Annotated in this window: 9 protein-coding genes; 3 read left to right on the top strand and 6 right to left on the bottom strand. The window is 64.2% G+C overall.

Annotation, left to right across the window (positions count from 1 at the left end; translation table 11 throughout):
- Nucleotides 1-16: 16 nt before the first annotated feature.
- From ACQ4WR_RS18825 to ACQ4WR_RS18840, 4 genes are read right to left on the bottom strand one after another with little or no spacing between them, the layout of a single operon-like run.
- On the bottom strand, nt 17-1,255 hold the full coding sequence (locus tag ACQ4WR_RS18825; RefSeq protein WP_436489147.1) for an NAD(P)/FAD-dependent oxidoreductase: 1,239 nt from the start codon (nt 1,253-1,255) through the stop codon (nt 17-19).
- Complete coding sequence (gene nirD, locus ACQ4WR_RS18830; protein ID WP_436489263.1) at nt 1,252-1,605, bottom strand: nitrite reductase small subunit NirD; 354 nt, start codon at nt 1,603-1,605, stop codon at nt 1,252-1,254. Before nirD ends, ACQ4WR_RS18825 begins: the two co-directional genes overlap by 4 nt.
- A gap of 12 nt (nt 1,606-1,617) precedes the next feature.
- Nucleotides 1,618-4,170 carry a nitrite reductase large subunit NirB gene (gene nirB / locus ACQ4WR_RS18835; protein WP_436489149.1) on the bottom strand — a complete coding sequence of 851 codons (2,553 nt, stop codon included), beginning with the start codon at nt 4,168-4,170 and terminating at the stop codon, nt 1,618-1,620.
- A 10-nt stretch (nt 4,171-4,180) separates the two neighbouring features.
- A complete protein-coding gene (locus tag ACQ4WR_RS18840; protein WP_436489151.1) occupies nt 4,181-5,476 on the bottom strand; it encodes an MFS transporter in 1,296 nt (431 codons plus the stop codon).
- 468 nt (nt 5,477-5,944) lie between these two features.
- Here ACQ4WR_RS18840 and ACQ4WR_RS18845 point away from each other — a divergent pair, with 468 nt between their 5' ends.
- Nucleotides 5,945-7,729 (top strand): CehA/McbA family metallohydrolase, encoded by a 1,785-nt coding sequence (locus tag ACQ4WR_RS18845; RefSeq protein WP_436489153.1) that lies wholly within the window; start codon nt 5,945-5,947, stop codon nt 7,727-7,729.
- Here the strand turns inward: ACQ4WR_RS18845 and ACQ4WR_RS18850 are convergent.
- The gene (locus tag ACQ4WR_RS18850; RefSeq protein ID WP_436489155.1) at nt 7,671-8,666 is read right to left on the bottom strand and encodes a LysR family transcriptional regulator; all 996 of its coding nucleotides are present in this window, start codon (nt 8,664-8,666) and stop codon (nt 7,671-7,673) included. The two genes, ACQ4WR_RS18845 and ACQ4WR_RS18850, sit on opposite strands and share 59 nt — an antisense overlap.
- A 145-nt stretch (nt 8,667-8,811) precedes the next feature.
- Between ACQ4WR_RS18850 and ACQ4WR_RS18855 the strand changes: the two genes are divergently transcribed.
- Both ACQ4WR_RS18855 and ACQ4WR_RS18860 read left to right on the top strand, forming a co-directional pair.
- On the top strand, nt 8,812-9,237 hold the full coding sequence (locus ACQ4WR_RS18855) for a RidA family protein (protein ID WP_102293180.1): 426 nt from the start codon (nt 8,812-8,814) through the stop codon (nt 9,235-9,237).
- Between the two features lie 215 nt (nt 9,238-9,452).
- Nucleotides 9,453-11,558, top strand: coding sequence for a prolyl oligopeptidase family serine peptidase (locus tag ACQ4WR_RS18860; RefSeq protein WP_436489157.1), 2,106 nt, complete (start codon nt 9,453-9,455; stop codon nt 11,556-11,558).
- Nucleotides 11,559-12,078: 520 nt separating this feature from the next.
- On the opposite strand, the gene ACQ4WR_RS18865 is transcribed toward ACQ4WR_RS18860, so the two are convergent.
- Nucleotides 12,079-12,702, bottom strand: a complete 624-nt coding sequence (locus ACQ4WR_RS18865) for a glutathione S-transferase family protein (protein ID WP_102296001.1) — start codon at nt 12,700-12,702, stop codon at nt 12,079-12,081.
- Nucleotides 12,703-12,729: the final 27 nt, after the last annotated feature.

Below are 12,729 nucleotides of genomic sequence, written 5' to 3' on the forward strand. Positions count from 1 at the left end.
GTCCTGTTGGTGGCTGTCAGGCGGCCTGGGCGCACAGCGCCTGGCCAAACAGCAAATGGGAGCGCAGCTTGCCGATATCGCGGCGCTGCTGGATCAGGTCGAAATACCAGGGGCCGTCCTGCACCTCGCCATACAGCACGGCGCCGACCAGGCGGTTGCCCTGCACCACCAGGCGCTTGTAGATGCCGCGGCGCGGGTCGCGCAGCACCAGGTCTTCGCTGCCTTCGCCGCCGAGGATGTCGCCGGCCGAGTACAGGTCGATGCCCGTCACTTTCAGTTTGGTGGCGCTGGCCTGCTGCACGTAGCGGCGGTGGCCCGCGCCCGCCAGGTGCGCGCCGCACACGCGCGCCTGCTCCCATATCGGTGCCACCAGGCCAAACGTGGCGCGCCGGTGCTGCACGCATTCGCCGACGGCGTACACGCGCGGATCGTAGCTTTGCAGGCAGTCGTCGACGACGATGGCCCGTTCGCAATGCAGGCCGGCCGCTTGCGCCAGCGCGATGTTGGGGCGCACGCCGGCCGTCATCACCACCAGGTCGGCGGGGATCGACGTGCTATCGGCAAAGCGAACTCCCTGCACGCGGTCGGTGCCGAGGATTTCCGCCGTCTGCGCGTGCATCAAAAACCGCAGGCCGCGCGCTTCCAGCGCCGTTTTCAGCAGCATGGATGCGGGCGCGTCGAGCTGCTGGTTCATCAGCGAACCGCTCATGTGCACCACCGTCACATCCATGCCCTGGCGCTGCAAGCCATTGGCCGCTTCCAGCCCCAGCAAGCCGCCGCCGATGACCACCGCGTGGCGGTGCCGGCGCGCCGCCTGCAGCATGGTATCGACGTCGGCGATATCGCGAAAGCCGATCACGCCCGGCAGTTCATGACCCGGCACGGGCACAATGAAGGGCGTCGACCCCGTGGCCAGCAGCAGCCGGTCGTAGGCAACCGTGATGCCCGACTGCGCCTGCACGGTGCGCGCCTGGCGGTCGATGCGCACCACCGGGTCGCCCGCGTGCAGCGTGATGCCATGCTGCGCATACCAGGCGCGCGTGTGCAGCATGATGTCGTCCACCGTCTTTTCGCCGGCCAGCACTGGCGACAGCAGGATGCGGTTGTAATTGCCATGCGGTTCGGCGCCAAACACCGTGATGTCATACAGGTCCGGCGCCAGTTTCAGGAGTTCCTCGACCGTGCGCATGCCCGCCATGCCGTTGCCGACCACCACCAGCGAGGGACGCGCGCTGGCCTTGCCCGGCGTGCTCACAGCGCCACCCACACCATGTCGGCAAACACGCGCGCGGGCCAGGTGGCTACCGAGTGTTCGGGCGCTTCGATGCATTCGCCGCTGGCCAGGTCGAAGTGCTGCTTGTAGATGGGCGACGCAACGACGATGCGCTCGCCGATGCTGCCCACGAGGCCGCGCGACAATACGGAGGCGCCCGCGTTCGGGTCGACATTGTCGATGGCGAAGATTTTTGGGCTGGCATCGCCGACGCGGAACACGGCCACGTGGCGGCCACCCAGCAATGCGCACACGCCCGTGTCGGGCACGATATCGGTCAAGGGACAGATGGCCACCCAGTTGTCGGCGCTGGCGCCGGAAAGTTCATTCATCGCATTCATGGCTCACGCCTCCACGGCAAGGATGGGGATCACGGTGCTGCGGCGTTCAGTTTCAGTGGCGGGCCGGATCTGGCCCCGCTCTTCGACGAACACCACGTTTTCATCGTTCTTCTCGCTGTTGACGAAGTGGCGGAAACGCTGGCGCACGGCGGGGTTGGACACGGCTTCCTTCCATTCGCAGGCATAGGTGTCGACCACGTGCTGCATGTCCGCTTCCAGTTCCGCCGCCATGCCCAGGCTGTCGTCGATGATGACGCGCTTGAGGTAATCGAGGCCCCCTTCCAGGTTGTCGCGCCACACGCTGGTGCGCTGCAGGCGGTCGGCCGTGCGCACGTAAAACATCAGGAAGCGGTCGACATAGCGCACCAGGGTGGCTTCATCGAGATCGGAGGCGATCAGTTCCGCATGGCGCGGCTTCATGCCGCCATTGCCGCACACGTACAAATTCCAGCCCTTTTCCGTGGCGATCAGGCCGATGTCCTTGCCCTGCGCTTCGGCGCATTCGCGCGTGCAGCCGGAGACGCCGAACTTGATCTTGTGCGGCGTGCGCAAGCCCTTGTAGCGGTTTTCCAGCTGAATCGCAAAGCCCACGCTGTCGGCCACGCCGTAGCGGCACCAGGTGGAACCGACGCACGATTTCACCGTGCGCAAGGATTTTCCGTAGGCGTGGCCCGACTCGAAGCCGGCCGCGATCAGTTCTTCCCAGATGGCCGGCAACTGGTCCACGCGCGCGCCGAACAGGTCGACCCGCTGGCCGCCCGTGATTTTTGTATATAAACCGTATTTTTTCGCCACCATGCCCACGGCGATCAAGCCGTCGGCCGTCACTTCGCCGCCCGGCATGCGCGGCACCACCGAGTACGTGCCGTCCTTCTGGATATTGCCAAGGAAGTAGTCGTTGCTGTCCTGCAGGCTGGCGTGGACGGGAGAGAGCACGAAATCGTTCCAGCACGAGGCGAGGATATTCGCCGCCACGGGCTTGCACACGTCGCAACCGAGACCCTGGCCATGCGCCGCCAGCAGCGCGCCGAAGCTGCGGATTTTGCCGACCCGCACCAGGTGGTGCAGTTCCTGGCGCGAGTAGGCAAAGTGTTCGCACACGTGATTATTCACGGCCAGGCCCTGCTTCTGCATCTCTGCCTTCATGATCTGCGTCACCAGCGGCACGCAGCCGCCGCACGCCGTGCCCGCTTTCGTGCAGGTCTTCAAGGCGCCGATGGTCGTGGCGCCGCCGGCGACGGCCGCGCACAGCGCGCCTTTCGAGACGTCGTTGCACGAGCAGATCTGCGCCGACTCCGGCAAGGCATCCACGCCCAGGGCCGCCTTTTGCTGGCCATCGGCCTGCGGCAGGATGAGGAATTCGGGGAACTCCGGCAGCTCGATTTTATTGAGCATCATCTGCAGCAAGGTGCCGTACTCGCTGGCGTCGCCCACCATCACGCCGCCCAGCAAATACTTGCCGCAATCGGAAACGACGATTTTCTTGTAGATCTGCTTGCGCTCGTCCATGAACTGGTAGGAACGGCTGCCCGGCGCATTGCCGTGCGGGTCGCCCAGGCTGGCCACGTCCACGCCCATGAGTTTGAGCTTGGTGCTCATGTCGGCGCCCTTGAACGAGGCTTCGCCCTCTTCCTGCAGCACATGGCGCGCCGCGATGCGGGCCATTTCGTAGCCGGGCGCCACCAGGCCGAAGACCAGGCCGCCCCACAGCGCGCATTCGCCGATCGCGTAAATATCCGGGTCGGAGGTGACGCAGCTGTCGTCGATGGCGATGCCACCGCGCGGTCCCACCTCCAGGCCGCAGGCGCGCGCCAGTTCGTCGCGCGGACGGATGCCGGCCGAAAAGACGATCATGTCCGCTTCCAGGTGGCTGCCGTCGGCGAACTGCATGCGGTGCGTGGCCGCTTCACCGTCGACGATGGCCAGCGTGTTCTTTTGCGTGTGCACGGTCACGCCCAGTTCCTCGATCTTGCGGCGCAGGACGCGCGCGCCGCCTTCATCGACCTGCACGGCCATCAGGCGCGGCGCGAATTCCACCACGTGGGTGTCGAGTTTCAGGTCGCGCAAGGCTTTCGCGCATTCGAGGCCCAACAGTCCGCCGCCGATCACCACACCCGTTCTGGACTTTCCACCCCAAGCCAGCATGGCTTCCAGGTCTTCGATGGTGCGGTAGACGAAGCAGCCTTCCCTGTCCTTGCCCGGCAGCGGCGGCACGAACGGCGTCGAGCCGGTGGCGAACACCAACTTGTCATAAGCCAGTACTTCACCCGTGCTGGCGGTGACGGTTTTCGCCGTCCGGTCGATGGACGCGGCGCGCGCGTTGAGCTTTAGAACCAGGTTGTCCTTGTCGAAGAATCCGGGCGCCACCAGCGACAGCTCGTCCGCCGATTTGCCGCTGAAAAATTCGGACAGGTGCACCCTGTCGTAGGCGGGGCGCGGCTCTTCGCACAGCACGGTCACGCGCAGGCGCGTATTGTTCTCCAGCGCCAGCCGTTCGAGGAATTTATGCCCGACCATGCCATGGCCAAGGACGACGATGTTCAAAGGGTGAGTCATTACTGTCTCCTCAGGCCGCGGCCATGCTTGGTTCGGCCGCCTCGCGGGTAAAACGCACGGCGATGGCGCACAGCGCCGAGATCACCACCAGCACGCTCAGGATGATCAGGGTCTGGCGGATGTCGCCCGTGCCCTTCATCAGGAAACCGGCCGCCACGGCGCCCACGTTGCCGCCGGCGCCGATAATCCCTGCCACGCCGCCCAGGGCGCGGCTGTCGATGAAGGGCACCAGCGCATAGGTGGCGCCGCAGGCCATGTGGGTGAACAGGCCGAAGACCAGCATGGCGATGACGGCCCAGGTGACGCTGTCGACCTTGGCAAACCACAGCAGGCCCACGCCTTCGCCGATCATCAGCATGAACAGCAGGGTGACGCGGCTGTTCAGGTTGCCGCGCAGCGCCAGCTTGTCGGACATCCAGCCGCCCAGGGCGCGGGCAAACAGGGCCAGCAAGCCGAAGCTGCCGGCGGCCAGGCCGGCCGATTTCAGGGACAGGCCGAAATGGTCGACGTAGTACACGGCGGCGATATTGTGGATGAAAATCTCGATGCCGAAACAGGCGCCGTAGGTGACGAACAGCAGCCACACGCGGTAGTTGGAACTGGCCGCCTTGAAGCTGTCCCAGCCACCTTTCTTTCCACCCTCGATAGACACGCCAGCCTTGCGCAAGTCCGAGTAATTGCCTTCAGGGCAATCCTGCGTATAGCGCCAGTAGAGGGCCGCCATCACCAGCATCAGTACGCCCGGTACCAGCAAGGCCACGCGCCAGCCCATCGATTCGGACACGCCCAGCATCAGCACGGCGCCCAGCAATAGCGGCATCAGCGCCTGCGCCGCGCCGCCGCCCGCATTGCCCCAACCGGCGGCGGCCGCATTCGCCGTGCCGACGACACGCGGGGCGAACATCACGGAGGTGTGATATTGCGTGATGACAAAGCTGGCACCGACGGCGCCGATGCCCAGGCGAAAGAACAGAAAGCTTTCATAGCTCTGCGAAGCCGCCACGCCCAGCACGGGGATGGCGCCCAGCAATAGCAATCCCGTGTAGGTCTTGCGCGGGCCGTAGCGGTCGCACAGCGGCCCCACGATCAGGCGCACGAGGATGGTGATGGCGACGGCCGCGATATTGATATTGGCCACTTGCGCCAAGGAAAGACCAAACTCGCCCTTGATGACCGGCATCAGCGGCGCGCAGGCGAACCAGGCGAAGAAACACACGAAAAATGCCATCCACGTCAGGTGGAATGCGCGCATGGGCGGCGTGGCGAGGGAGAAGAGCGCGATGCGCGTTGCTTTTTGGCTGGCCATGATTGGTTCCCGAAGTATCCCGTTGATAAAACAAAACGGCGCCCGCCCCTGCCGATGAAAAATCAGCCAGGGCGGACGCCGTTGTCCAGGTGGTCCGTCGTTGGACCGTTGTGCGTTTATTCAGGGGATCGCCGTTGATCCGTACCTCCTGTGTAGCAAACGCCGTGCCAGCTCACCGCAGGGGCTAGGGTCCTTATCAGCACTGCCTTTGCGCCAGATCATGGTAGCTGACGGTGCACGCACGCCACTTCCTGGTGCAAGCGGGAACTGGCGGGGTTGCTGGCTGGTCTAAATAGTTATTGGATAACTTGCCGGGAGGATCAGGTGAGCGATCAGAGCGGCGATCAAGCAAGCAATCAGGTGCGCGAGCCAGTAAGGAGGCGAATCAGCAAGTGCATGAGCAAGCCGTCAGAAGGCATGTCCTGGCGGCTAGCTTGGCAGCAACATCGGCGCCAACATTACCGCCAAATGCCACGGATGGCGTGCGCGTGCGTCGGCGCCGTCCTGTTTGCCTGGAGCAGCAGCGCGGCAGCACAAGCCCAAGCCGGTGCCGAGCCGAAGGAACACAGCGAACTCGATGCCACCGTGCAAGCGCCATTCCGCGCCACAGCCGGTGCACGGGCAACGCAGGCACGCACCTTTATCGTGCGCCTGGACTTTCCCGATGGCGGGCGCCTGCATGCGGTGCGCTGGAGCCTGACCTTGTCCGGTCCCGGTCCGCAAGGCGCCGTGCTGCGGCGCTGGTCGGGCACGGAGCAGGTGGGCGCCAGCGGCCGCAGCATCCGCCTGCCCTGGGATGGCCGCGCGGACGCCGATGCGCGCGAACGCCGTGCCTTGGTCCCTGACGGCATGTACCAGCTGCGCTTGCTTGCCGTGGCCGATGCGGGCACGCCGCAGGGGACGCATGAGGAGCAAGGGGAGCAAGGGGAGCAGGCGGCGCAAGCGGAGCAAGTGGAGCAGCGATGGCAAATCCAGGTGCAGCGGGAGCGCAGCGCGGCGCCCAGCGTTCCCGCCTTCCAGGCCGGCATGCAGCAACTGCCGGGCCTTGAGGGCCAGGCCGACTACCGCATCGTTCATGCCAACCTGCACAGCCAGACGCGCCACAGCGATGGCGGCGCGGCGCTGGACGCTTGCCGTGGCGCGCAGGAACCGCAAACAGCGCCGTTCGGTCCCATCGATGCCTATCGATATGCGCAGCAGCATGGCCTCGACGCCCTGCTGACGTCCGAGCACAATCATATGTATGACGGTTCCGACGGCACCAACAGCGCGGCGGAACCGTCTGAAGCGAAGGCCCTGTACCAGACTGGACTGGCCGAAGCGGCCGCGTATTCGGCCGCCCACCCTGGCTTCCTGGCCCTGTACGGCATGGAATGGGGCGTCATCAACAAGGGCGGGCACCTGAATATTCTGAACAGCGACCAGTTGCTGGGCTGGGAAAGGAACGGGCGCGGTGAACTGCTGGCCGATATCGACACGCCGAAGGGCGGCTACGCCGCCCTGTACAGCTTGATGCGCACACGGGGCTGGCTGGGCCAGTTCAACCATCCTGCGTCTGCGGGACAGTTTCTCGTGAATGGCCAGCCGCTGGGTTTCACGGCCGATGGCGACGCGGCCATGGTCTTGTGCGAAGTGATGAACACGTCCGCGTTTTCCACCAACGACCACGAAACGGAAACACGGCACAGCAATTACGAGGCGGCCTGCAACCGTGCGCTGGCGGCCGGCTACCACGTGGCACTCAGCAGCAACCAGGACAATCACTGCGCCAACTGGGGCGCCGCGTATGGCAACCGCACGGCCGTGCTGGTGTCCAGCATGCCAGCGGGCGCCACCGGCACCGCTACGCCGCAGGCATTGACACGCGACAGTTTCCTGGAAGCGCTGCGCGCACGCCGCGTGTTTGCCACCATGGACAAGCATGCACAGCTGCTGTTCACGGCCAACGGCAAACTGATGGGCGAACGCTTCGACAACCGGGGGCCGTTGCACCTGGCCACCCATTTCAGCAACAGCGCCGGACGCGAGGCGGCGGCCGTCGCCATCTTCCACGGCGTACCGGGCGGCAACGGTTCCGTCACGGCCATCGCCGACCAGGCCAGCGTCACCGTCACGCCGGCGCCCGGTCCGCATTTCTATTATGTACGCCTGACGCAGGACGACGGCAATCTCGTCTGGTCGGCGCCCGTCTGGGTCAATCAGCTGCCTGTTCAGCGGTCTGATCAGCAGCCGTGGAAGGAGCCGCCGATGTAGCACGCGAGGCCACGGCGGGCGGCAACTGCGACACTAGCGGCGCATGCTCTGCCATCAATTCCAGCACCCAGTCGATGAAGACGCGCAGCTTCTTGCTGACGTGGCGCTTGGGCGCATACGCCAGATACAGCGGCATCGGTGCAATCTGCCACTCCGTGAACAGGGGTAGCAAGGCCCCGGTTGCCACATGGGGCTTGGCCATGTAGTCGGGCAGCCATAACGCGCCCAGGCCCGCCAGCCCTGCCGCCAGATAGGCGTTACCATCGTCGATGGACAGAATGTGCTGGCCTGCTATCGTTACCCGCGTGCCGCCGTGCTGCATCACGGCAGGGAAAGTGCCATCGCGCCCCCAGCGAAAGCGCACGATGCGGTGCTGTGCCTCGTGCAGCTGCTCCGGATGGATAGGCGTGCCTGCTCTTGCCAGGTAGGCGGGCGCCGCATACACGGCCAGTTGCAAGTCGCCGATCTTGCGTGCCACCAGCGACTGGTCGCGTATCTCGCCGCCACGGATCACGCAGTCGACATTGTCGCCAATCACATCGACCATGCGGTCGCTGGCCCCCAGGTCCAGCTGGATGTCCGGGTAGCGTGCGTGAAAGCGCGGCAGCGCCGGCACCAGCAGCAGGCTGGCGAACGGACTGGGCACATCTACGCGCAGCTGGCCACGGGGCAGCGCGGCGGCGCCGGGCAGGGTGGTTTCAATCTCGTCCAGGGTGGCCAGCACGGGCACGATGCGCTCGTAATAGGCGGCGCCATCGGCCGTGACATTGACCTTGCGCGTCGTGCGGTTGAGCAATTTCAGGCGCAGCCGCGCTTCCAGCTGCTGCACCAGCTGCGTCACGCTCGTGCGGCTCATGTGCAAGGTCTGGGCCGCGCGGGTAAAGCTGCCCGTCTCGACCACCCGCACGAACACCCGCATCGCATCCAGCTTGTCCATCGCCACCTCCTTCACTCGATTGTTTGAATTATACAAACAGTCTTGAGGGCACTTGCCTGTTTATCTGCACGGTGCGGAAGGCTACAGTGTGTTCCAGGCGGCCAGTCTGGCCACAGACGATCGCCATCAACACAGGAGCAATACAATGAACGATAGCAAGACAAACACGCGCAACACGCAGCAACGCGACGTGGTGTTCCCGCCAGGCCGCCAGGCCTTGTATGAAAAGAACCGCTATTCCCCCGCCGTGCGGGCCGGTGGCTTGCTGTTCGTCTCGGGCCAGGTGGGCAGCCGCGCGGATGGTTCGCCGGAACCGGAACTGGAAGCGCAAGTCCGGCTGGCCTTCGAGAACCTGAACGCCATCCTGCACGCCGCCGATTGCACCTTCGACGACGTGGTCGACGTGACGGTGTTTATCGTCAACCCGGAAGCGACTTTCCAGCGCATCTGGGATATCGTGCAGGCCGAATACTGGGGCGTGGCGCCGCATCCCGCCGTCACGGCCGTGGGCGTCACCTGGCTGTACGGTTTCCAGTTCGAGATCAAGGTGGTGGCCAGGCTGCCGGGCTAGTACTTTCCTGTAGGCACGAAATTAACATACGCCGCCTGCGCCCCTTGCCGCAGAAAATACGGTCTGGCGCAGGCATGGCGAATATTATAGGAAAAACATGCCACTCCTTTACTGATATCCACCTGACACTGGTTCCCTTGAGCAATCCATGGCACCATGAATGCGCCGTTTTGATCAGCAACACGGCTTCCACCCGGACCATCAAGGAATCCTACATGTCGTCATATCGTACCTTCGCCAGCAGCATGCTGCTCGGCCTGGCCGCAGCGGGCATTGCCCACGCACAAGCCCCCTCCCCCGCCGCCGCCAATACCGATCCCCATCAATGGCTGGAAGAAGTCCTCGGCGACAAGCCGCTGGCCTGGGTCAAACAGCACAATGCCGTCACCGTCAAGGAACTGGAAAGCCAGCCTGGTTTCGCGGCGCTGCAGGCGAGTCTGAAAACCATCCTCAATTCAAAAGAGCGCATTCCCTTCGTCAGCAAGGAAGGCGAGTATTACTATAATTTCTGGCGCGATGCCCAGCACGTGCGCGGCATCTGGCGCCGCACGACCCTGGCGCAGTATCAGCTGGCCGAGCCAGCCTGGGAAACCGTGATCGACCTCGACCAGCTGGCCGCCGGCGAGAATGAAAACTGGGTCTGGGGCGGCGCGTCATGCCTGTATCCGAAGGGCGAACGCTGCCTCATTTCCCTGTCGCGCGGCGGCGGCGACGCCAAGGTGGTGCGCGAATACGACGTGGCCAAGCGCGCCTTCGTCGATGGCGGCTTCACCTTGCCCGAAGCGAAAGGCAGCGTCAGCTGGATCGACCAGGATACCCTGTTCGTCTCCACCGATTTCGGCCCCGGCTCGATGACCAGCTCCGGCTACCCGCGCATCATCAAGCAGTGGCAGCGCGGCACGCCACTGCCGCAGGCGCAAACCGTATATGAAGCCAAGGCCGACGACTTGAGCGCGGCAGCCTACAAGGATTTCACACCCGGCCACGAACACCAGTTCATCGAACGGCAGATCGATTTCTACAGCGGCGAGATGTTCCTGCGCGACGGCGCCAAGCTGACAAAAGTGCCGAAGCCGGACGATGCCACGGCCTTCACCGTGCGCGACCAGCTGATCATCACCTTGCGCTCGGACTGGAAAGTCAAGGGCAAGACCTATCCGCAAGGCGCCCTGCTGGCCACCGATTTCAAGGCCTTCATGCAGGGCAAGCAGGATCTGGAAGTGCTGTTCGCGCCCACCGCGACGACGTCGCTGGACAATGTCACGCCGACCAAATCGGCCATCCTCGTGACCATCCTGGATAAAGTGAAAAACCGCCTGACGGAACTGCGCCACGTGAACGGCAAGTGGCTGCGCCGCGAGGTCGACGCGCCGAAACTGGGCACCCTGGCGACGAACGCGCTCGACCCGGTCGATTCGGACCAGTACTTCCTGACGGTGACCGACTTCCTCAACCCCACCACCCTGTACCTGGGCACGGCGCAGAGCGACAAGCGCACGAAAATCAAGTCGCTGCCGGCCTTCTACGACGCCACGCCCTACAAGGTGGAACAGTTCGAATCGACGTCGAAGGATGGCACCAAGGTGCCGTATTTCGCCATCATGAACAAGAAGACGAAGTTCGACGGCAGCAATCCCACCGTGCTGTATGGCTACGGCGGCTTTGAAGTGTCGCTGAAACCAAGCTACAGCGGCACCACCGGCGTGGCCTGGCTGGAAAAAGGCGGCGTGTACGTGCTGGCGAACATCCGCGGTGGCGGCGAATTCGGCCCCCGCTGGCATCAGGCGGCGCTGAAGGAAAACCGCCAGCGCGCGTATGACGACTTCATCTCCGTGGCGCAGGACCTGATCGCCCGCAAGATCACCACCCCGCGCCACCTGGGCATCATGGGCGGCAGCAATGGCGGCCTGCTGACGGGCGCCGTGCTGACCCAGCGTCCCGACCTGTTCAACGCCGTCGTCAGCCAGGTGCCGCTGCTTGACATGCGCCGCTATAACAAGCTGCTGGCGGGCGCCTCGTGGATGGGAGAATATGGCGACCCGGACGTGCCGGAACAATGGGCGTACATCAGCAAGTACTCGCCATACCAGAACGTCTTCAAGGACAAGAAATACCCGCGCGTGCTGTTTACCACATCCACGCGCGACGACCGGGTCCACCCCGGCCACGCGCGCAAGATGGTGGCCAAGATGGAAGAGCAAGGCCACGACGTGCTGTACTGGGAAAACACGGAAGGCGGCCATGCCGGCGCCGCCAACAACGACCAGCAGGCGCTGATGTGGGCACTGACCTACACCTTCCTGCAGGAGCAGCTGAAGTAAAGCGGTGGATCGCCATCGGTAGGCGTAGGTCGACATAAGCCGACAACATTGTTGGCCTGCGCCCGTGGTGTCGTCGGATTACGCGTACCGCTAATCCGACCTACGTACCCATCGCATCTCACACCGCCATCGGCCGTAGGCCAGCGTAGGCCAGCGTAAATCGGCGTAGGTCGGCTTAGCCCAACGGGCGTAAGCCGACAACATTGTTGGCGTACGCCCGTGGTATTGTCGGATTACGCGTACCGCTAATCCGACCTACGTGCCCATCGCATGGCACCGCCATCGGCCGTAGGCCGGCGTAGATCGGCGTAGGTCGGCTTAGCCCAACGGGCGTAAGCCGACAACATTGTTGACCCAACCCGGTGGTGTGATCGGATTACGCAGCTACGCCGCTAATCCAACCTGCGTACCCTCGCATGGCACCGCCAACGGCCGTAAGCCGACAACATTGTTGACCCAACCCGGTGGCGGTATCAGATTACGCGTACCGCCAATCCGGCCTGCGCGACGACAAAATGCCCTACTTTGCCTGCGCGCTGGGGCGCTCGGCGATGCGGTCGCGGTAGGCTTGCAGGTGCGCGAGTCCTTCCGCGCCCGGTTTGTATTTCATCAGGCCGCGCGCGAATTCCAGCGCGCAGAAGGCCGTGATGTCGGCGATCGTAAACCGTTCGCCGGCGATGTAGGGCTGGCTGGCCAGCAGCTGGTCCAGCCATTGCGCCGTCTCGCGCATCTTGCTGCCCTGCGCCGCGCCAAAGTCGGGGAACTGCGGGTTTTCCAGCGCCACCAGGGCCGGATGGCTGTGGCGGATGCAGTTGGCGATGCCCATGAACAGATGCAGTTCCACGCGGCGGTCGGCCATTTCAATGAAAGCACGCTCTTCAAAGCCCTCGCCCATCAGGTTTGGCTGCGGCTGCACGCCTTCCAGGTAGGTGCAGATGGCGCGCGTCTCGGCCAGCACGCGGCCGTCCGGCAACTCCAGCGCCGGCACGCGGCCCATGGGATTTTTTTCCAGGAAAGCGGGGTCGCGGTGCTGGCCCGCCATGAGGTCGAGCGCCACTTCCTCGATGCCGGTGATGCCCTTTTCGGCAATGAACATGGTGACGCGGCGTGGGTTCGGCGTGCGGGGGCTGATATACAGTTTCATGTGCTGGGTCTCGCTTTATTATGTTGG

This window comes from Janthinobacterium amylolyticum, assembly GCF_051380655.1.
Lineage (GTDB): Bacteria > Pseudomonadota > Gammaproteobacteria > Burkholderiales > Burkholderiaceae_D > Janthinobacterium.